This window comes from Cobetia sp. PDI-23MA (assembly GCF_059507735.1).
Genome location: NZ_CM183352.1, coordinates 934,927 through 954,095, shown reverse-complemented (window position 1 = coordinate 954,095; position 19,169 = coordinate 934,927). Strand labels below are relative to the sequence as shown.

The following is a 19,169-nucleotide window of genomic DNA, read 5'->3' as shown; positions in this document are numbered from 1 at the left end:
ACCGTGCCGATTCAAGGACTCGTCGTGCTCGGTGACAGCCCCCCCCCCCGCAGGGCCACACCGGATTGACCTCGCGACAGCTTGCCTTGGATATCGACAAGCCAAGTCGGCAGACGGCGATATCTCGACGACTACCTGCCCTTTGAGGCCTCCACACAAGCCAGGATGCCTTGCATGACTGCCATGACTGGATACAATGACAGTTGTATGGATGCACACCCCGTGCCGTCAGCTCAAGATGCCGCCCAGGCCAAAGGCAATGCCATGACCCAGCCGCTTACTCCGCGCCAGCAGGATGTCTTCGACTTCATCATCAAGACCATCAAGTCCTCTGGCTACCCGCCGACGCGGGCCGAAATCGCCCAGGCGCTGGGCTTCCGCTCGCCGAATGCCGCCGAGGAGCATCTGCGTGCCCTCAAGCGCAAGGGCGCCATCGAGATGGTGCCGGGCACCTCACGCGGCATTCGCGTGCCGTCGCTGGCTGAAGTCGACGACAGCGCCAACGATGGTCTGCCGGTGATCGGGGAAGTGGCCGCCGGCAGCCCGATTCTTGCCAGCGAGCATATCGACCGTCACTGCCCGCTGCCGAGCGACTACTTCTCGCCGGCTGCCGACTACCTGCTGCGTGTGCGCGGCGTGTCGATGAAGGATGTGGGAATTCTGGAAGGCGACCTGCTGGCCGTGCATCGCACCACCAGCGTGCGTGACGGACAGATCGTGGTGGCACGCCTGGGAGATGAAGTCACCGTCAAGCGCTTCCGCCGTGACGGGCACTACGTGTGGCTGGAAGCCGAGAACGAGGACTTCTCGCCGATCAAGGTCGATCTGCGCACGGACAGCCTGGAGATCGAGGGTCTCGGGGTAGGCGTCATCCGCGATGGTGGCCTGCACTGAGGCCTTGACCAGCTGCGCCTTGAGCAACCTAGCGTTGCCCAGCAGCACTTTTCCATCAGGGCTTTTCTCGCAGAGCTTTTCTCGCAGAGCCCTGAGCAACGGAAAAGCCGCACGCATCGCACAAAAAAACCCGCCTCAAGGCGGGTTTTTTTGTGCGTGAAGCACGAGCGATGAATCAGTGCACGATGCCTTCTGACTGCTCATCCTCGTCTTCTTCCCCATCCCAGAGTCGAGTCCGGGTGATGGCGTGGTCGATCATCTCACGCGCGACCTCGAAACGATTGTCACGCAGCAGATCAGCGGCCTCGTCCGAAATGCGAATGCTGAGCAGCGGCTCACCTTCGCTTTCCGCGGCGCGCAGAATCACTTCACCATCTTCCATTTGCACAATTTCAAGTACGGCGGGATCGGACACGTCATTCCTCCTGCACGGCATCTCGCGAGATACCGGCGTCGTTGTAATCGTCAGCGCGACGGCTGGCAAGCCCGTCACCGCGTTGCCATCAGCGACGCAGAAAAAAGTACGACCACAGCCAGAGCCATGGTCGTACCGGAGAATGCAGGGCTTGCCACAATGCAATCAGTCTAGCACCCGTGAAGGCGAAACGTCACCCGATTGCCATGCGCCAGTCACCACCAGCGTGCAGCACCAGATCAACGCCTTGACCTACCACTCGACACTCGACTCGCGCAGCTGCGGCAGCAGCGCCTTGAATGCCGTGATGGCGGCGCTGAGACGCTCGGCCAGCGAGGCGCTCGAGGCTGCCGCGATGATCAGACCATCACCCCGCGAACGCGATTCCTCGCGGCGAGCGACGCCACCCTCTTCATGCAGACGGGTCACATCCGCGATCAGCTCAGACAACCAGCTGTCAGGACGCTCAAGCAGGCTGCGCAGCTGCTCGACCTCGGCAATGGGCGTCGGTGGTGTGGCCAGGCGCTCGCGCCAGCTACCCTCTGGCCAGCGCGCCGTCACGGCACACTCTTCCAGCAATGACGCCAGCGCCAGCTCCAGCAGGGCGAGCGCGCCCTCTTCACCGGCCATGCGACGCGCCACGGCATGCTCATCGTCGCCAGAGACCGCTGATTGGGCCAGCAGCAACTCGGCCTGATACAGCAGCTGATTGGTACGGGCACGCTGGCTCATCAGCTCTTGGCTCCCTTGCGCTTGTCCTCGACGACCCAGCGGCCGTTGTCGTAGGTCGCCTTCCAGCCGGTCGCCTTGCCTTCCTCATCGGTCATGACGTACTGAGCCTTGACCTTGCGCGAGAAGCGAATCTGTGCCGGACGTCCATCCGGGTCCTGATCCGGGGCCTCGAGAATGAAGTGATACTTCTCCGGCAACTCGTCGGCGTGCGCCTTGAGCTCCTTGACCAGCGGCGGACGCGTCTCGCGATTCTTGGGGAACTGGCTGGCCGCCAGGAACAGACCACTGGCGCCATCGCGCAGCACGTAGTGGTCCTCGACCTTGACGCAGGCAAGTTCCGGCATCGGAATCGGGTCCATCTTCGGCGGCGCCACTTCACCGGACTTGAGCAGCTTGCGGGTGTTCTTGCAATTCTCGTTGGTGCAGCCGAAGTACTTGCCGAAACGCCCGGTCTTGAGCTGCATGTCGGAGCCGCACTTGTCGCACTCGATCACCGGGCCATCGTAGCCCTTGATGCGGAACTGACCTTCCTCGACCTCGTGACCGACACAGTCCGGGCTATTGCCGCAGACGTGCAGCTTGCGCTGCTCATCGATCAGGTAGCTGTCCATCGCGGTGGCGCAGATCGGGCAGCGACGCTTGGCGCGCAGCGCATCCGTCTCGGCATCTTCACCGGCATCGGCCGCCACGGCTTCATCGCCCGGCAGCAGATCGATGGTGGTCTTGCAGCGCTCCTTGGGCGGAAGGTTGTAGCCGGAACAGCCCAGGAAGACCCCGGTCGAGGCGGTACGAATCTGCATCTCACGCCCGCAGGTCGGGCAGGCGATGTCCGTCGGCACCGGCTGGTTCGGACGCATGCCCTCTTCGGACTGGGCGTGGTCCAGCTCGGCCTTGAACTCGGCGTAGAAGGTGTCCAGCAGCTCGCGCCAGTTGCGCCCGCCGTTGGCCACCTCATCGAGGTAGTCTTCCATGCGCGCCGTGAAGCCGAAGTCCATCAAATCCTTGAAGGACTCACTGAGGCGATCGGTGACGATGTCGCCCAATTTCTCGGCATAGAAGCGACGGTTTTCCAGCGCCACGTAGCCACGGTCCTGGATGGTGGAGATGATGGCGGCATAGGTGGACGGACGACCGATACCACGCTTTTCCAGCTCCTTGACCAGGCTGGCCTCGGTGTAACGCGCCGTGGGCTTGGTGAAGTGCTGCAGCGGCTGCAGCTCGACCAGGTCCAGCGTCTCGCCGATGGCAAGATCCGGCAGCGACTGGTCCTCTTCCTTCTTGCCCATCGGTTTCATGACACGCGTGTAGCCGTCGAACTTGAGCACACGGCCCTTGGCGCGCAGCTCATAGCCATCCACTTCGATGGTCAGCGTGGACGACAGGTATTCGGCCGGCAGCATCTGACAGGCCACGAATTGGCGCCAGATCAGCTCATACAAACGCTCGGCATCACGCTCCATGCCGGCGAGGTCGGTGGCACGACGCGTCACCTCGGAAGGACGAATCGCCTCGTGCGCCTCCTGGGCGCCCTCCTTGCTGGAGTAGACGTTGGCCGCTTCCGGCAGATAGTTGCTGCCGTATTCCTCGCTGATGAAGTCACGCGCCGTGGCGACCGCGTCCGCCGACAGGTTGGTCGAGTCGGTACGCATGTAGGTGATGTAACCCGCTTCGTAGAGACGCTGGGCCATCATCATGGTCTTCTTGACCGAGAAGCCGAGACGACCACTGGCCGCCTGCTGCAGGGTCGAGGTAATGAACGGCGCATTCGGCTTGGAGCGTGTCGGCTTGTCTTCACGATTGGTGATCGCGAGTCTGGCCGTGCGCAGCGCCGCGATACGATCCATCGTCTCCTTCTCGCTGGTAGGACGGAAGGCCTTGCCATCCTGACGTGCCAGCTCGAAACGGATCGCCTCACCACTGGCGGCGGCCAGCTCGGCGTGGACATCCCAGAACTCTTCGGGGATGAAGGCGCGGATCTCGCGCTCGCGCTCGACGATCAGACGCACGGCGACCGACTGCACACGACCGGCGGACAGACCACGGGCGACCTTGGCCCACAGCAGCGGCGAGACCATGAAACCCACGACGCGATCCAGATAGCGGCGCGCCTGCTGGGCATGCACGCGGTCCATCTTCAGCTCACCCGGCTCATCGAAGGCTGCCGTGATCGCCTTCTTGGTGATCTCGTTGAACACCACGCGCTTGTAACGCGAATCGTCGCCACCGATGGTCTCGCGCAGGTGCCAGGCAATCGCCTCACCTTCGCGGTCCAGATCCGTCGCGAGATAGATGGTGTCGGCCTTCTCGGCCAGACGCGTCAGTTCGGAGACAACCTTCTCCTTGCCGGGCAGGATCTCATAATGCGCCTCCCAGCCATTCTCCGGGTCGACCCCCATGCGGCGGATCAACTGGATCTTGGCCTTCTGTGCCTTGTGAGCCGCCTTGGCCTCGGGCGACATCTTGCGAGTCTCCGCCGCCTGACGGGCACGTTCCTTGGGGTCGGTGGCCTGCTTGCCGCTCCCGCTGGTCGGAAGGTCGCGGATGTGCCCGACACTCGACTTCACCACGAAATCGTTGCCGAGATACTTGTTGATGGTCTTGGCCTTGGCGGGCGACTCGACGATCACCAGTGACTTGCCCATGGTTGCTCGCATCTCCTGGCCAGCGCTGATTGCGCCGGCGAATGACTCGTCGCGCTGGGTTTTGTCCCAGCCGAAAAATGCGCCTACCCTACCCCAGCATTTCAGCGCTGACCAGCAATGTTGAGAATGACGCCTCGTCAGGGCGGCTCGACAGGGCGCCTCTGCGACAGCCTCGAGACATGCCCTGCCACCCGCCACGTCAGCATGCAGCATGCGCCGAATGACATCGACAGCCGCCAGGCGTGTGATCGTGGGCAATCCGGCCTTCGAGCCGGGTTTGAGCATAGGTCATCGACGTATGGCAGCGATCAACGGGCCCGGTATACGGGGCCGGTGCAGGGGCTGAGCTGGACCGATGAGCGGAAATTTCGCTCAGCAGGGTATTGCCACTATATAGGTAGCACTGGAATGGCTGTCAGTGAAAGCCAGCCGGCGGACATTGGCGTGACGGGGCGGTCACCACGACACTGATGCAAAGGACATGCGATGCCTGGCCGTCAGGCGTCGAAATGACGGGCCGCGCCCGCATGGCGCAGCGCTGCATACCCTCACGCCCCCGCCCATGTCCGCGTACCCGCGACAACGTATTCGCAACAATCGCTCGGCAGACTTCACGTCACCCCTTGCAGTCCCGATCGTGATCACGAGAATGGACAACGACAGCCGACGATACTCGACAGGCTCCCTTTCAGCCTTCAATGTAGTAAAATGACAACAACCTGGTTTGCGTTTTCAGCCAGTCCATCACGCCAGTGTTCAAGGAGTATGCTTTCATGCCGCACGCGTTCAACGGCCCGATCCGCCGCACCAAGATTGTCGCCACTCTCGGCCCTGCCAGTGACAAGCCGGGTGTGCTCGACGCGATGATTCGTGCCGGAGTCGATGTGGTACGCCTCAACTTCTCCCACGGTAGCCCCGAAGATCACCGCATGCGCGCCGAGGCCGTACGCCAGGCCGCAGCCGCCCAGGGCCGCAGCGTCGCCGTGCTGGGCGACCTGCAGGGCCCGAAGATCCGCATCGCGCGCTTCAAGGATACCGCCGTCAAGCTGAGCGAAGGCCAGCCGTTCATCCTCGATGTCGGCCTGGGCCGCGATGAAGGTACCGCCGAGCGTGTCGGCTGTGACTACCAGGAACTGGCCGATGACGTGGCCGCGGGCGACGTGCTGCTGCTCGACGATGGCCGCGTGGTGCTTGAGGTCAAGGAGCTCAAGGGCAACGAGATCCACACCACCGTCAAGGTCGGCGGCAAGCTGTCCAACAACAAGGGCATCAACAAGCAAGGCGGCGGCCTGTCTGCCGAAGCCCTGACCGACAAGGACAAGGCTGACCTGAAGACCGCCATCGATATCGGCGTCGACTATCTGGCCGTGTCCTTCCCGCGCAGCGGCACCGACATGCAGCTGGCCCGTGAGCTGCTGGGCGAGGAAGGTCGTGACATCGGCCTGATCGCCAAGGTCGAGCGCGCCGAAGCCGTGGCCGACGACGCCGTGCTGGATGGCATCATCCTCGCCAGTGAAGGCGTGATGGTGGCGCGTGGCGATCTGGGCGTCGAGATTGGCGATGCTCAGCTGATCGGTGTGCAGAAGCGCATGATCCGCCGCGCGCGCAGCCTCAACCGCGTGGTCATCACAGCCACCCAGATGATGGAATCCATGATCAGCGCGCCGCTGCCGACCCGCGCCGAAGTCTTCGACGTCGCCAATGCCGTGCTCGACGGCACCGACGCCGTGATGCTGTCGGCCGAGACCGCCGCCGGCGACTTCCCGGTCGAGACAATCGAGACCATGGATCGCGTCTGCCTGGGCGCCGAACGTGAGCGTGCCGCGCAGGAATCCCAGCACCGCATCCACGAAGGCTTCAGCAAGACCGACGAGACCATCGCGCTGTCCGCGATGTATGCCGCCAACCACCTGACCGGTGTCGTGGCCATCGTGTGCATGACGGAATCCGGCTATACCCCACTGATCGCCTCACGCATCCGCTCCGGCCTGCCCATCGTCGGCCTGGCACAGGACCAGAAGACCCAGCGTCGCATGGCGCTCTACCGTGGCGTGGTGTCACTGCCCTTCGATTCCAGCGAATTGCCGGCGGCGGAAATCAACCGCCGAGCCATCGCGGAGCTGGAAGCTCGCGGCATCGCGACTCGCGGTGACCTGGTGATCCTGACCCGTGGCGATCAGATGAACGCACATGGCGGCACCAACACCATGAAGATCGTCACTGTCGGCAGCACCATCGACTGATCGGCCTCGCTGGCCTCCCGTCTCGGGTCTCTCGAGGCGGGAGGCCAGCGACATTGCCCCATCCTCAGGAGGTCAGGGAATGAGCGAACAACGACCCAGGCGCCAGGCACGGCGCACCCTGCCAGCACGCAAGCGCATTGCGCTGGTGGCGCACGATGGCAAGAAGGATGAAATGCTGGCGTGGGCCAATCGCTGGCGCGATGAACTATCCCGCCACCAGCTGCTGGGCACGGGCACGACTGCCCGCCGCATCAGCAAGGAGCTGGGGCTCGAGGTCGAGGGCTTGCTGAGCGGCCCGCTGGGCGGTGATCAGCAGATCGGCACGCGCATCGCCGAAGGCAATCTGGACCTGCTGGTCTTCCTGTGGGACCCCTTCGCGCCGATGCCGCATGATCCTGACGTCAAGGCGTTGCTGCGCCTGGCGGCATTGTGGAACGTGCCGGTCGCCAGCAATGCGGCCAGCGCGGACTTCCTCTTCCACTCGAAGTTGATCTCCGAGGAAGTCGAAGTGGCCGTGCCGGATGCCAATGACTGGGTCAGCACCCGCGCCTGAATGGCGCTGGCTGTTGCCCCATGAAAAGGAAAACGCCGCCTGCTCACAAGAGAGGCGGCGTTTTCCTTTTCATGACCGGATGTTGTAATCAAACTACCTTTTGCGCGCACCCAGCGACCTGCCTTGCGAACCTCTGGTGACACTCTTGCGCCGACCTCGCACAGGGGGCTTGTCACGGGCCGTCATTGCATAACGTCAGATCAGGACATCAGCTCAAGCTGACTGGCGATGACCGCACCGCGCGCCGCCATGCAGTAAAGCCCGATGTGATGACTGTCTGCCTGGGGATGCGTCGCCGTAACGGGAAGCCCCAGCTGCTCAACCACTTCAGCCGGCAGGTCGTAGGTGGCACAGCCGGGCTCCAGTACCACGATGTCACGCACCTCGCTCAGCAGGTCGTGATTGCGCGCCGACAGCAACGTCAATACCAGGTCCATCACGCAGATATCGGTGCAGATGCCGACCACGACCAGGGTTTCCAGCTCTTCGTCGCTCACCCACTCCTGCAGCGCATTGACCTGGGTATGGGGATCAATCGCGCCGACATAGCCATTGATGCAGTCCTTGCGCACCAGCGTGGCCTGCGGCTCCTCTTCCAGCCAGGCAAGTTCCGCCACCAGCTCATCCTCGCCGCTGCCCTGCTCACAATGGGCGGGATAAGGCGGCTCCGGCTTGCCCGGCGCGTGGGAATCAATGAAGGCCAGCAAGGGGCGCCTGCGCTCACTGAAGGTCCGCGCCAGCGTATCGCTGAGGGCGATCATCCTGCTGACCTGAGCATTGGGCGCCTGAGGCGCCAGCGCACCGCCTGCGACCTGACAGAAGCCATTGATCTCATCGACGATGATCAGCCCGGCCGTCGGCAGCGAGACCGGCACCACGGCCGGCCGCACCGGCAGGCGGGCATCAAGCTCGCCGGGGGTCTTCCACTCGGCGGGAGTGGCAGGAATGCGTTGCACCACGCAAGACGCCGCGACATCGGATGAAGTCGCGGGGTCTTGCGTCTCTAGTGTAAAGGATGCGGATGAGCGCTGGTCGGAAGACACCATGCAAAAGGCCTCTGATGACGAATGGCCTTCAGCATAACGGAACCCAGGACCGAGCGGCGACCCTCACACGGTGGGCTCGCTGGCACCGGACAGCACGGCGTTGCCCTGCCCTTCATCCACCGTGGCGTCACAGGAAAAGCACTGGCCGCGCACCCGCGCGTGATCACGCCTCAGCACCGCGAATTGCGCCACACGACCGGGGTCATCCTCGATGCGCTGGGCGAGGCACACAAGCCCCGGACGGCGTGCCAGTGATGGCGGCGCGATGGCCAGCGTATCACCGCGACTCTCTGCCATGTCCAGTGCATCCGCCATGTGCAGACACTCTACCCGCTCGACCTCCGGCAGGTTCTGCTGCAGCCAGGCATCGCACTCTTCGAACAGAGCCTCCCGTGCCACGATACGCCTCACCGCCGACGGCGAAGCCCCGGGGGGGCCGAGTAGACTGAGACTGATGGCACGGAAGACCCGCCGCTCGACGCAGATGCCCGTCCAGAAGGCCAGGGCCTGATGCGTGGTACGCACTGGACGCTGATGCCCACGCGACCAGGGCACCACGGCGGTATCGATCTCGCCTTCCGCCAGTGCCCTGATGACCTCCTCGATACCTGCGTAGGCCTTGAGCTGGGCGTCGTTGGCATAGAGCTTGAGCGCACACTCGCGCGAGTACCCCCCAAGGCGCCCGGGATAACCCACGCACGAACCATCGGAATCCGGGATCACGCCCTGCGGCGAGATATCGCCGTGGACTTCGCTAGCTGTCACCTTCATACCAGCCCCTCATGCCGATGTCTGAACAAACCTCATCCTGACAACAGCATAGCCGTAAACAGAGGCGGTGTTAGGCAAAACCCACCTCGGTGATCTCACGCAAAGCCGCCATTGGCGCCAATGACCTGCCCACTTACCCAGCCGGCATCTTCGCTGGCAAGCCAGGCCACCACCGCCGCGACATCCTGCGGATCTGCAATGCGTCCCAGCGCCGCCATCCCCTTGAGACGCTCGATGGTCTCTTCACTCTTGCCATGACGAAACAGGCCGGTGTCCGTCGGGCCCGGCGCCACGGCATTGACCGTGATGCCTCGCTCACCGACTTCCTTGGCCAGCACCCGCGTCAGCTGGTCCACCGCGGCCTTGGAAGCCGCATAGGGCCCATAGGTCGCGAACATCTGCCGCGTCACCGAGGTGGACATATTGATCACGCGTCCGCCATCACGCAGATGCCGCGCCGCCTCACGCATCAGATTGAAGGAACCGGTCAGATTGGCCTGCATCAGGTTGGCGAAGTCGTCATCCGTGAAATCGGCGATGAGCTTGTAGAGGCTCATGCCGGCATTGTTGACCAGGATATCCACGCCGCCGTACACGCGCCGGGCTTCGGTGAACAATTGTGCCGCGTCGCTGCTGACACCGACATCGGCCTGAACGGCGATCGCCTTGCCGCCCCGCGACTCGATATCCGTCACGACCTGCAAGGCGCCATCACTGTCGCTGCGATAATTGACGATGACGTGAGCGCCGTCAGCCGCCAGGCGCTGCGCGATCCCGGCACCGATCCCGCGTGAAGCCCCACTGACTACCGCCACCTTGCCGCTCAACCGCTGTGCATTCTCAGACATGGCTATCTCCTCTTTCATCATGGGCGATCGATCTCAAGGGCGATCAATAATGAGCGCCTTGCGAGTGTCAGTCAGACATCATCATTGCAGCAAGCGAATGCCGCTGACACCCCTGCAACGCGGAGTTTCGGATGAACGAAAAACCGCCACCCCGGGCATGCCGATGGTGGCGGTTCTCTTACGGCAGCGGCCTGCTTCAGGCTTCGCCGTTGGCCTGACGCTCGAAGGTATCGGCGCGCAGGATCTCGATCCAGTAGCCATCGGGGTCCTTCACGAAGGCCAGTCCCTTCATCTTGCCATCATCAGGACGCTTGACGAACTCGACGCCCAGCGACTCGAAGCGTTCGGCGGCCGCGTAGACATCTGGCACACTCACTCCGATATGACCGAAGCCCTGCGGCTGGGCGTTGCCGTCATGATAAGCGAAGTCCGGGTCATTCTCGGTGCCCCAGTTATGGGTCAGTTCAAGCATCGCCTCACGCCCGAAGGTATAGGTGGTGCGCTTGAGATCATCACCAGGCACCTGACTGGCTTGGTCATCATCCAGATAGGCGAGGAAATAAAGACTGAACTGCATTTCCGGGAAGTCGAGCTTGCGCACCAGACGCATGCCCATCACGCGGGTGTAGAAATCAAGGCTGCGCTCGGGGTCCTTGATGCGCAGCATGGTCTGGTTGAAGACGTAGCCACGGGTCGCCGGGTCGATCTGTTCACTCAGGCCGGGTGCCTGTTCGAAATGTGCTGTCATGTCAGTCCCTTTCAAGGAAGGGGCGGCGAGACATCGAAGATACCCTGCCGCCCCTGGTGATTTCATGCCTAGCAGATGGTGACGGCGGCCGGTTTTTACAACCTCGCCGCCGCTGGCCTCATGCGATCTCGATCAGCACTTCGCCCGGCGTGACGCGATCGCCACGCGCGACATGAATGGCCTTGACGGTACCGTCGACACGCGCGGCGATCTCGGTCTCCATCTTCATCGCTTCACTGATCAACACTGACTGGCCCGCGGTGACGCTGTCACCGACCGCGACCAGCACCTCGACGATGTTGCCCGGCATCGCGGTGGTGACATGGCCCGGCGCCGAGGCGCTGGCACGTCCGCCGCTCTGGCCGCCCGCCACGTAATCGTCCTTGGCCTCGAACACCACCTCTTCCGGCATGCCGTCCAGGGTCAGGTAGACGTGACGCTTGCTGCCCTTGGCACCGCCGACGCCGGTGATCTGCACCGCGTAGGACTCGCCGTGCACGTCGATGACGAACTCGGTCGGCACGCCAGAGGTCACCGGGCGTTCCGCCTCGCCTTGGGGGATGATTTCCGGTGTGAGCGTGCCGGCGCGGCGTTCGTTGAGGAAGTCACGTCCCAGATCCGGGAACATGGCGAAGGTCAGCACGTCCTCTGGGGACTCGGCCAGCTCGCCCAGCTCCTCGGTGAGGCGCGTCATCTCCGGCGCGAGCAGATCGGCTGGGCGCCCGACTTCCACAGGCGCGTTACCGATGGCACGCGAGCGGACCTCTTCGTTGACCGGTGCCGGCGCCTGACCATAGCCGCCCTGCAGATAGCGCTTCACCTCGTTGGTGATGCTCTTGTAGCGCTCGCCGGTCAGCACGTTGAGTACCGCCTGGGTGCCGACGATCTGCGAAGTCGGGGTGACCAGCGGCGGATAGCCGAGATCGGCACGCACACGCGGAATCTCATCGAACACCTCGCGGATGCGCTCCAGGGCATTCTGCTCCTTCAGCTGGCTGGCCAGATTGGACATCATGCCGCCGGGGATCTGACTGATCTGGACCGAGACATCCTCGCGGGTGAATTCGCTCTCGAAGGCCGCATACTTGCTGCGCACTTCCTGGAAGTAATCGCCGATCTCACGCAGCGACTCCAGCTCAAGGCCGGTATCCCACTGGGTGCCGCGCAGCGAGGCCACGAAGGATTCGGTGGCCGGATGGCTGGTGCCGCCGGCGAAGGCCGAGATGCAGGTGTCGATATGGCGACAGCCCGCCTCGACGGCCTTGAGCTGGCATTGCGGCGCCAGGCCCGCCGTGGCGTGGCTGTGCAGGTGGACCGGCACCTCGACCGCCTCGACCAGCGCGCTGACCAGATCATAGGTGGCGTACGGCGTCAGCAGGCCGGCCATGTCCTTGATGGCGATGGAATCGGCCCCCATCGCGACCAGCTTGCGCGCCTGCTCGACGTACATTTCCAGCGTATGCACCGGGCTCACGGTGTAGCAGATGGTGCCCTGGGCGTGCTTGCCGGCCTTCTTGACCGCGCGCATGGCGGTTTCCATGTTGCGCAGGTCATTCAAGGCATCGAAGACACGGAAGATATCGATGCCACCTGCCGCAGCGCGCTCGACGAAGGCCTCCACCACATCATCGGCGTAGTGGCGATAGCCGAGCAGATTCTGGCCGCGCAGCAGCATCTGCAGCGGAGTGTTGGGCATGGCTTCCTTGAGCGCCTTCAGACGCGCCCAGGGGTCTTCCTTCAAGAAACGCACGCAGGCATCGAAGGTCGCACCGCCCCACACTTCGAGACTGTAGAAACCGGCTTGATCAAGGCGCGCGGCGATCGGCAGCATGTCCTCGGTGCGCATGCGGGTCGCGATCAACGACTGGTGGCCATCGCGCAGCACGACTTCGGTGACCTTGACGCGATCAAAGTGATCGACGGCGGGGATGTTGGGAGTTGCAGCTGTCATGTCTGGGGTCCTTCTCATTGTTGGCTACGTGAACCGGGTGAAGATCAGGGGAGATTCACGACATCAGGGGCATCAGGTGCGCATCAGAGTCCGGCGTGGGCCGCGATGGCCGCCGCGATCGCCAGCGCGGTCTGTTCCGGCAGACGCTTGACCGAGTACTGAGTCAATTCCGGGTGAGCGGCCACGAAGCCGGTATCGAAGTGCGCATTGCGAAAATCAGGGTGCTTGAGGATTTCCTGATAGTAAGGCGCCGTGGTCTTGACGCCCTGCAGGCGCATGTCACTGAGGGCCCGCGAACCACGATTGATGACCTCTTCCCAGGTCAGCCCCCACACGATGAGCTTCAGACACATGGAATCGAAATACGGCGGGATGGTGTAGCCGGTATAGATCGCGGTATCGGTGCGCACGCCAGGCCCGCCCGGCGCATAGTAGCGCGTGATGCGCCCGAAGCTTGGCAGGAAGTCGTTCTTGGGGTCCTCGGCGTTGATGCGAAACTGGATCGCATAGCCGTGATGGCGGATGTCTTCCTGGCGGAAGGCCAGCTTGTGGCCCCAGGCGATGCGGATCTGCTCGCGCACGATATCCACGCCGGTGATGGCCTCACTGATGGTGTGCTCCACCTGCACGCGAGTGTTCATCTCCATGAAGTAGATCTCGTTGCCCTTGACCAGAAACTCCACGGTACCGGCGTTGCGATAGCCGACGGCGCGTGCGGCACGCACTGCCATCTCGCCGACGTAGGAGCGCTGCTCCGGTGTGAGCTGCGGACTGGGGGCGATCTCGATCAGCTTCTGGTTGCGACGCTGGATGGAGCAGTCACGCTCGAACAGATGAATCACGTTGTCGTGATGGTCCGCCAAGATCTGCACCTCGATATGCAGCGGGTCGACCACGCAACGCTCGAGGAACACATCGGCACTGCCGAAGGCCTTGGTAGCTTCCGAGATCACGCGCTCCCAGGCCTGCTCGAGCTGATGAGCATCATCACAACGCCGGATACCGCGCCCCCCACCGCCTGAGGTAGCCTTGAGCATGACGGGGTAGCCTACCTGCTCGGCGACACTCAGCGCCTCCTCGACATCGGCCAGATTGCCGGCCGAGCCCGGCGTCACCGGCACGCCGGCCGCCTTCATGGCATCGCGGGCCTGGGTCTTGTCGCCCATGCGGGCGATGACACTGCTGGCCGGCCCCACGAAGGCGATGCCCGCCGCTTCACAGATGGCCGCGAATTCGGCGTTCTCCGACAGGAATCCGTAGCCCGGATGGATGGCATCACAGCCGGTCTCGCGCGCGAGATCGACCAGGCGGCGGGCGTCCAGATAACCGGCCAGCGGGTCTTCGCCGATGAAATGCGCTTCATCGGCGCGTTTGACGTGCAAGGAGAAACGATCCGGTTCGGTGTAGACAGCGACTGAGCGGATGTCCATCTCGGCACAGGCGCGTACAATGCGCACTGCGATTTCCCCTCGGTTGGCAATCAGCAACTTGCGAAACATGGTGACTCTCCCGGACGTGACGCGTGATCTTGTTGTGGTGCTCCGGTCGTGCGCTTGTCATTGACCGCCAGACGCGACAACGGCGCTGAAAGACACGAGGTAGCATGCGTTCCACGCTACCCAGCGAGAGACCAATAGAAAAGTTGATATTTTTTTGCCAATCTATAAGTAAAACCTTATGACTGGGTGTGTCATGTCGCGTCCAAACTTGTTGAATCGCTTAACTTTCAGACAGTTACAGGTGTTCCAAGCGGTTCATCGCCAGCAGTCCTACTCCCGTGCGGCCGAGCAACTTGGCCTGACGCAACCCGCCGTCAGTGCCCAGATTCGTCAATTGGAGCAGGCACTCGAGCAATCGCTGTTCAAATATGCCGGCAAGACGCTACATATCCTGCCGGCGGCTGATGCCCTGGCAAACTCGGTGCAGTCGATCTTCGGCGAGGTCTCGAGCCTGCAGATGGAGCTGTCGGAGATCGCCGGCACCATCCGCGGCGAGCTCAACCTGGCGGCCGTGTCCACCGCACAGTACGTGGTGCCGCATATTCTGGCGCGCTTTCGGGCACGGTATCCGGAAGTGTCGGTACGCCTGCGCGTCTGCAATCGCGGCCAGGCGCTCGAACGCCTCGCCGAGCGGCGCGATGATCTCGTGATCATGGGCATGGTGCCGGATGACGCCAATCTGGCCTTCATGCCGATTCTCGACAACGAGCTGATCCCCGTCGTCTGGCCCGGTCATCCGCTGCTGGAGGTCAAGGGCATCACCCTGGAAGACCTCGCGCAGTACTACATGCTGATGCGTGAACCCGGTTCGGGCACGCGCACCGCCTTCGAGGAGTTCGCCGCACGCGAGCGTGTCTCGCTGCGCCATACGCTGGAGTTGGGCTCCAATGAGGCCATCAAGCAAGGCGTGATGGCACACCTGGGCGTGGCGATCCTGCCGCGACTGTCGGTTCAGCTCGAGCTGGCCTCAGGCCTGCTGGCCTCGCCATCGCTGCCGGGCTTCCCGCTCAGACGCAGCTGGTGCACCGTCTACCCCAAGGACCGCTACCCCACGCCGGTCACCGAGCTGTTCCTGCGCTTCGTGCGCGAGCTGCTGCCGGAGCTCAATGCGCACTTCAGCGCGCCGATGGAGCCCATCCCCGGGCACAGCGTGGCCTGCCTGCCGCTGGCGACCGAGCAATGAACATAGCGTCCTGATGACACAGACCACATGAAAAACATGAAAAAACCGCCATGGAAACAAGCTCCATGGCGGTTTTTCGTTCAGGCTACTGACGGCATGTCAGCAGTGCGGCTTACTTCACTTCCACACCGTGCGCCTGTTTGTCGGCGTGGTAGGAAGAGCGCACCAGCGGGCCGGAGGCAACATGCGAGAAGCCCATCTCGCGCGCCTTCTGGCCGAGCCAATCGAAGGTGTCCGGATGCACCCAGCGATCGATGGGCAGGTGGTTGCGCGACGGCTGCATGTACTGACCCAGAGTCAGCATGTCGACGCCGTGGTTGCGCAGGTCCTGCATGACCTCGAGCACCTGCTCGTCAGTCTCGCCGACCCCCAGCATCAGACCGGACTTGGTCTTCACTTCCGGACGACGCTCCTTGTAGCCCTTGAGCAGATCAAGTGACCACTGGTAGTCGGCACCCGGGCGCACGCGACGGTAAAGGCTCGGCACGGTTTCCAGGTTGTGGTTGAAGACATCCGGCGGTGTCTGCTCGAGCACGTCCAGCGCGACCTGCATGCGGCCACGGAAGTCGGGCACCAGCACTTCGATCTCGGTGCCGTCGCACTTCTCGCGAATCTCGCGGATGCACTCGGCGATGTGGTTGGAGCCACCATCGCGCAGGTCGTCACGGTCGACGGAGGTCACGACGACGTAATTCAGGCGCATCTCGGCGATGGCTTCGGCCAGCTCGCGCGGCTCGTCGGCGTTCAATGCATTGGGACGACCGTGCGCCACGTCACAGAACGGGCAACGACGGGTGCAGATATCCCCCATGATCATGAAGGTGGCGGTGCCGCCGCTGAAGCACTCACCCAGGTTCGGGCAGGAGGCTTCCTCACAGACCGTGTGCAGACCGTGCTTGCGCAGCGTCTGCTTGATGCGCGTGACTTCCGGCGAGGCCGGCATGCGCACACGCAGCCAGTCCGGCTTCTTGGGCAAGGTCTCGGTGGGAATCACCTTGACCGGAATGCGGGCAACCTTCTCGGCGCCGCGCAGCTTCACGCCACGCTCCTTGCGGGCAGGAGCAGCGGAGGGAGCGGGCTTCGTGGTAGCGATGGTCTCGGTCATCAGTTCTGTCCTGCTGTTCGAGAAATGTCAGCCAGTGCCGCGGGCAGGCCGCTCACCGGAGTCAGGGTCACATCGCCCAGGCTTGCGCCCAGACAACGCACCAGGCGGTCACGCTCGCTGGCGAGATCCACCGGTGCGCGAACGAGATCGCGCAGCTGGGTCATCGCCATGCCGGCATAGCCGCAGGGATTGATGCGCCCGAAGGGCGCGAGGTCCATGTCCAGATTGATCGCCACGCCGTGAAAGCTGCAACCACGCCGGATGCGCAGTCCCAGCGAGGCGATCTTGGCCTCTTCCATCGAACGACGCGGGTCATCACCACGCTGCGCCGCCTTCTTCACATAGACGCCTGGCGCGTCCGGGCGCGGATAGGCCTCGATGCCGTGCTCGGCCATCGCTGCCACCACCGTCTCTTCCAGCGCCGTCACCAGCTGGCGAACGCCGATGCTGCCTCGCTTGACGTTGAGCAGCGGGTAGAGCACCAGCTGGCCGGGCCCATGATAGGTCACCTGGCCGCCACGGTCGGTCTGAACCACCGGAATGTCGCCCGGCATCAACAGATGCTCCGGCTTGCCCGCCTGGCCCTGGGTAAAGACCGGCGGGTGCTCCACCACCCATAGCTCGTCCGGCGCATCGGCCGCACGCATATCGGTGAAGTGGCGCATGGCCGACCACACCTCATCATAGGCCTTGAGGCCGAGGTGGTAGACGTGAATCGTGTTCATGCATGCGCTCCTGTCATCAAGGCGCAAGACAAGGAAATCCAGCGTTTCATGCCTGGATCACAGCACCATGTGGATGCGACCGGTGGCCTTGAGGTCACGGTGCAGCGCATCCAGCTGATCGGTACCGGTGGCACGGATCACCACACGGATACTGCGGTAGTTGCCGTTCTTGCTGTCCTGCCAGGTAATGGCCGTCGCATCGAAGCCCGGCGCATGCACTTCCAGGATATTGCAAACCACCTCGACGAGATCTTCTGCGGCGGTGCCGACGATCTTGAGGGAGAAATCACACGGGAATTCAATCTTCGGGGGCGTCTGCCCACCAGCTGCTGGCGTCTTGGCCATGGGGATAGCCCTTCAGGTAACTCTATTTCCGACCATTCTACTCAACAAAGGGCGATCCGTCAGCCGGATCGCCCTTTGTTGAGTACACGACCGCGATATTCAGGGGCGCGCGCCTGGCACCGCCAGCACGCGCACCCCACTGCCATCACTGAATCATGTCATCGGCCGCGTCACGTCACACAGCCAGACGACTGTCTCAGTTGAACAGGCCGTGGAAGAACAGCATCAGGGCATCCCACAGACGCTTGAACAGGCCGCCCTGCTCCACCGGTTCCAGTGCGACCAGTGGTTCTTCGGCCAGCACCTTGTCGTCCAGCTTGATCTGCAGGGTACCGTACTGCTCGCCGGCCTGAACCGGGGCCTTGATGGTGTCCTTGAGATCAAGACGCGCGGTCAGCTTGTCAGCCTGGCCACTCGGTACGGTCAGGAAGACGTCCTGGGCCATGCCCAGACGTACCTGGTCCTTCTCGCCACCCCAGACACGCGCCTGATTGAGTACCGCGCCCTTGTCATAGAGCTTCTTGCTCTCGAAGTAGCGGAAGCCGTAGGTCAGAAGCTTCTGGGATTCCTGCGCACGCGCCTCTTCGGACTTGGTACCCATCACGACACTGATCAGGCGGGTATCTTCCTTCCTGGCGGATGCCACCAGGCAGTAGCCGGCTTCTTCGGTGTGGCCGGTCTTCAGGCCATCGACGTCCTTGTCACGCCACAGCAGCTTGTTGCGGTTCGGCTGCTTGATACCGTTCCAGGTGAAGTACTTCTGGGAATAGATCTCGTAGTGATCCGGGTAATCCTTGATGATGCGACGCGCCAGAATCGCCAGGTCGTGCGCCGTGGAGTAATGCTCCGCGTGCGGCAGGCCAGTGGCGTTCATGTAGTGGGTGTTCTTCATGCCCAGACGCTTGGCGTGCTGGTTCATCAGGTCGGCAAAGGAGCCCTCGCTGCCGCCGATACGCTCTGCCAGCGCGACGCTGGCGTCGTTGCCGGACTGGATGATGACACCGTGCAGCAGGTCATCGACACTGACGCTGGTGCCTTCGCGGATGAACATGCGCGAGCCACCCGTCTTCCAGGCATTGACGCTGATGCGTACGTCTTCGTCCGGACTCAGCTTGCCGTCGTCGATCTCGCTCTCGACCAGGTAGGCCGTCATCATCTTGGTCAGGCTGGCCGGCGGCAGGCGCTTGTCGGCGTTGTGCTCGACCAGGATGCGCCCGGAATTGGCGTCCATCAGGATCCAGGAAGACGCCGCCAGCTGCGGCGCGGCCGGAATCAGGGTATCCGTCTCGATGGCATGGGCCGGGGTGGCGGCAACGCCTGCGAACAGCGCAATGCCGCTGGCCGCCATCAGCGCGGAGAATCGACGCCGAAGAGGAAGAAGTCGGGCTTTCAGGGACATGTTGGAATCTCTTTGACACTCATGCATAAGCCGAGGCTTGCGCCTCGGCCAGGTTGCGCCTCTTCACGAA

At 63.1% G+C, this 19,169-nt stretch carries 17 protein-coding genes; 4 read left to right on the top strand and 13 right to left on the bottom strand.

Going from position 1 to position 19,169, the window contains the following annotated elements; genetic code table 11:
• Window positions 1–264 precede the first annotated feature (264 nt).
• Window positions 265–894, top strand: a complete 630-nt coding sequence (gene lexA / locus AC5WNJ_RS04110) for a transcriptional repressor LexA (RefSeq protein ID WP_495930450.1) — start codon at window positions 265–267, stop codon at window positions 892–894.
• Between the two features lie 175 nt (window positions 895–1,069).
• On the opposite strand, the gene AC5WNJ_RS04105 is transcribed toward lexA, so the two are convergent.
• The 3 genes from AC5WNJ_RS04105 to topA all read right to left on the bottom strand — a co-directional run bounded on the left by AC5WNJ_RS04105 (window position 1,070) and on the right by topA (window position 4,683).
• Window positions 1,070–1,309, bottom strand: a complete 240-nt coding sequence (locus AC5WNJ_RS04105) for a hypothetical protein (RefSeq protein ID WP_052384340.1) — start codon at window positions 1,307–1,309, stop codon at window positions 1,070–1,072.
• Window positions 1,310–1,561: 252 nt separating this feature from the next.
• A complete protein-coding gene (locus AC5WNJ_RS04100) occupies window positions 1,562–2,041 on the bottom strand; it encodes a DUF6586 family protein (protein WP_176676398.1) in 480 nt (159 codons plus the stop codon).
• Window positions 2,041–4,683, bottom strand: coding sequence for a type I DNA topoisomerase (topA, locus tag AC5WNJ_RS04095; protein WP_176676397.1), 2,643 nt, complete (start codon window positions 4,681–4,683; stop codon window positions 2,041–2,043). The genes AC5WNJ_RS04100 and topA overlap by 1 nt, the downstream gene beginning before the upstream one ends.
• Before the next feature lie 773 nt (window positions 4,684–5,456).
• Here topA and pyk point away from each other — a divergent pair.
• The gene (gene pyk, locus AC5WNJ_RS04090) at window positions 5,457–6,926 is read left to right on the top strand and encodes a pyruvate kinase (protein ID WP_495930449.1); all 1,470 of its coding nucleotides are present in this window, start codon (window positions 5,457–5,459) and stop codon (window positions 6,924–6,926) included.
• Window positions 6,927–7,005: 79 nt separating this feature from the next.
• On the top strand, window positions 7,006–7,479 hold the full coding sequence (locus AC5WNJ_RS04085; protein WP_495930448.1) for a methylglyoxal synthase: 474 nt from the start codon (window positions 7,006–7,008) through the stop codon (window positions 7,477–7,479).
• 200 nt (window positions 7,480–7,679) lie between these two features.
• On the opposite strand, the gene AC5WNJ_RS04080 is transcribed toward AC5WNJ_RS04085, so the two are convergent.
• From AC5WNJ_RS04080 to AC5WNJ_RS04055, 6 genes are all read right to left on the bottom strand, one after another.
• Complete coding sequence (locus tag AC5WNJ_RS04080) at window positions 7,680–8,438, bottom strand: isochorismatase family protein (RefSeq protein WP_495930447.1); 759 nt, start codon at window positions 8,436–8,438, stop codon at window positions 7,680–7,682.
• A gap of 150 nt (window positions 8,439–8,588) precedes the next feature.
• Window positions 8,589–9,296 carry a prephenate dehydratase domain-containing protein gene (locus AC5WNJ_RS04075; protein ID WP_495930446.1) on the bottom strand — a complete coding sequence of 236 codons (708 nt, stop codon included), beginning with the start codon at window positions 9,294–9,296 and terminating at the stop codon, window positions 8,589–8,591.
• A 95-nt stretch (window positions 9,297–9,391) separates the two neighbouring features.
• A complete protein-coding gene (locus AC5WNJ_RS04070) occupies window positions 9,392–10,144 on the bottom strand; it encodes an SDR family oxidoreductase (RefSeq protein WP_495930445.1) in 753 nt (250 codons plus the stop codon).
• Between the two features lie 196 nt (window positions 10,145–10,340).
• Complete coding sequence (gloA, locus tag AC5WNJ_RS04065) at window positions 10,341–10,892, bottom strand: lactoylglutathione lyase (protein ID WP_176676392.1); 552 nt, start codon at window positions 10,890–10,892, stop codon at window positions 10,341–10,343.
• Between the two features lie 118 nt (window positions 10,893–11,010).
• Window positions 11,011–12,843 carry a sodium-extruding oxaloacetate decarboxylase subunit alpha gene (gene oadA, locus AC5WNJ_RS04060; protein WP_495930444.1) on the bottom strand — a complete coding sequence of 611 codons (1,833 nt, stop codon included), beginning with the start codon at window positions 12,841–12,843 and terminating at the stop codon, window positions 11,011–11,013.
• An 83-nt stretch (window positions 12,844–12,926) separates the two neighbouring features.
• Complete coding sequence (locus tag AC5WNJ_RS04055; RefSeq protein WP_253062472.1) at window positions 12,927–14,342, bottom strand: acetyl-CoA carboxylase biotin carboxylase subunit; 1,416 nt, start codon at window positions 14,340–14,342, stop codon at window positions 12,927–12,929.
• 193 nt (window positions 14,343–14,535) lie between these two features.
• Here AC5WNJ_RS04055 and AC5WNJ_RS04050 point away from each other — a divergent pair, with 193 nt between their 5' ends.
• Window positions 14,536–15,525, top strand: coding sequence for a LysR family transcriptional regulator (locus AC5WNJ_RS04050; protein ID WP_043331946.1), 990 nt, complete (start codon window positions 14,536–14,538; stop codon window positions 15,523–15,525).
• Window positions 15,526–15,637: 112 nt separating this feature from the next.
• Here AC5WNJ_RS04050 and lipA read toward each other — a convergent pair whose 3' ends face one another.
• The 4 genes from lipA to AC5WNJ_RS04030 form a co-directional block, all read right to left on the bottom strand.
• The gene (lipA, locus tag AC5WNJ_RS04045; protein ID WP_052384342.1) at window positions 15,638–16,630 is read right to left on the bottom strand and encodes a lipoyl synthase; all 993 of its coding nucleotides are present in this window, start codon (window positions 16,628–16,630) and stop codon (window positions 15,638–15,640) included.
• Window positions 16,630–17,355 (bottom strand): lipoyl(octanoyl) transferase LipB, encoded by a 726-nt coding sequence (gene lipB, locus AC5WNJ_RS04040; RefSeq protein WP_253062470.1) that lies wholly within the window; start codon window positions 17,353–17,355, stop codon window positions 16,630–16,632. The genes lipA and lipB overlap by 1 nt, the downstream gene beginning before the upstream one ends.
• A gap of 57 nt (window positions 17,356–17,412) precedes the next feature.
• Window positions 17,413–17,700 carry an HP0495 family protein gene (locus tag AC5WNJ_RS04035; protein ID WP_043331948.1) on the bottom strand — a complete coding sequence of 96 codons (288 nt, stop codon included), beginning with the start codon at window positions 17,698–17,700 and terminating at the stop codon, window positions 17,413–17,415.
• A gap of 196 nt (window positions 17,701–17,896) precedes the next feature.
• Window positions 17,897–19,099 (bottom strand): D-alanyl-D-alanine carboxypeptidase family protein, encoded by a 1,203-nt coding sequence (locus tag AC5WNJ_RS04030; RefSeq protein WP_253062468.1) that lies wholly within the window; start codon window positions 19,097–19,099, stop codon window positions 17,897–17,899.
• Between the last annotated feature and the right edge of the window lie 70 nt (window positions 19,100–19,169).

Coding starts and splice junctions, on each gene's coding strand:
- lexA (WP_495930450.1), top strand. CDS start 265: ATGACCCAGCCGCTTACTCCGCGCCAGCAGGATGTCTTCGACTTCATC.
- AC5WNJ_RS04100 (WP_176676398.1), bottom strand. CDS start 2,041: ATGAGCCAGCGTGCCCGTACCAATCAGCTGCTGTATCAGGCCGAGTTG.
- topA (WP_176676397.1), bottom strand. CDS start 4,683: ATGGGCAAGTCACTGGTGATCGTCGAGTCGCCCGCCAAGGCCAAGACC.
- pyk (WP_495930449.1), top strand. CDS start 5,457: ATGCCGCACGCGTTCAACGGCCCGATCCGCCGCACCAAGATTGTCGCC.
- AC5WNJ_RS04085 (WP_495930448.1), top strand. CDS start 7,006: ATGAGCGAACAACGACCCAGGCGCCAGGCACGGCGCACCCTGCCAGCA.
- AC5WNJ_RS04075 (WP_495930446.1), bottom strand. CDS start 9,296: ATGAAGGTGACAGCTAGCGAAGTCCACGGCGATATCTCGCCGCAGGGC.
- AC5WNJ_RS04070 (WP_495930445.1), bottom strand. CDS start 10,144: ATGTCTGAGAATGCACAGCGGTTGAGCGGCAAGGTGGCGGTAGTCAGT.
- gloA (WP_176676392.1), bottom strand. CDS start 10,892: ATGACAGCACATTTCGAACAGGCACCCGGCCTGAGTGAACAGATCGAC.
- oadA (WP_495930444.1), bottom strand. CDS start 12,843: ATGACAGCTGCAACTCCCAACATCCCCGCCGTCGATCACTTTGATCGC.
- AC5WNJ_RS04055 (WP_253062472.1), bottom strand. CDS start 14,342: ATGTTTCGCAAGTTGCTGATTGCCAACCGAGGGGAAATCGCAGTGCGC.
- AC5WNJ_RS04050 (WP_043331946.1), top strand. CDS start 14,536: ATGTCGCGTCCAAACTTGTTGAATCGCTTAACTTTCAGACAGTTACAG.
- lipA (WP_052384342.1), bottom strand. CDS start 16,630: ATGACCGAGACCATCGCTACCACGAAGCCCGCTCCCTCCGCTGCTCCT.
- lipB (WP_253062470.1), bottom strand. CDS start 17,355: ATGAACACGATTCACGTCTACCACCTCGGCCTCAAGGCCTATGATGAG.
- AC5WNJ_RS04035 (WP_043331948.1), bottom strand. CDS start 17,700: ATGGCCAAGACGCCAGCAGCTGGTGGGCAGACGCCCCCGAAGATTGAA.
- AC5WNJ_RS04030 (WP_253062468.1), bottom strand. CDS start 19,099: ATGTCCCTGAAAGCCCGACTTCTTCCTCTTCGGCGTCGATTCTCCGCG.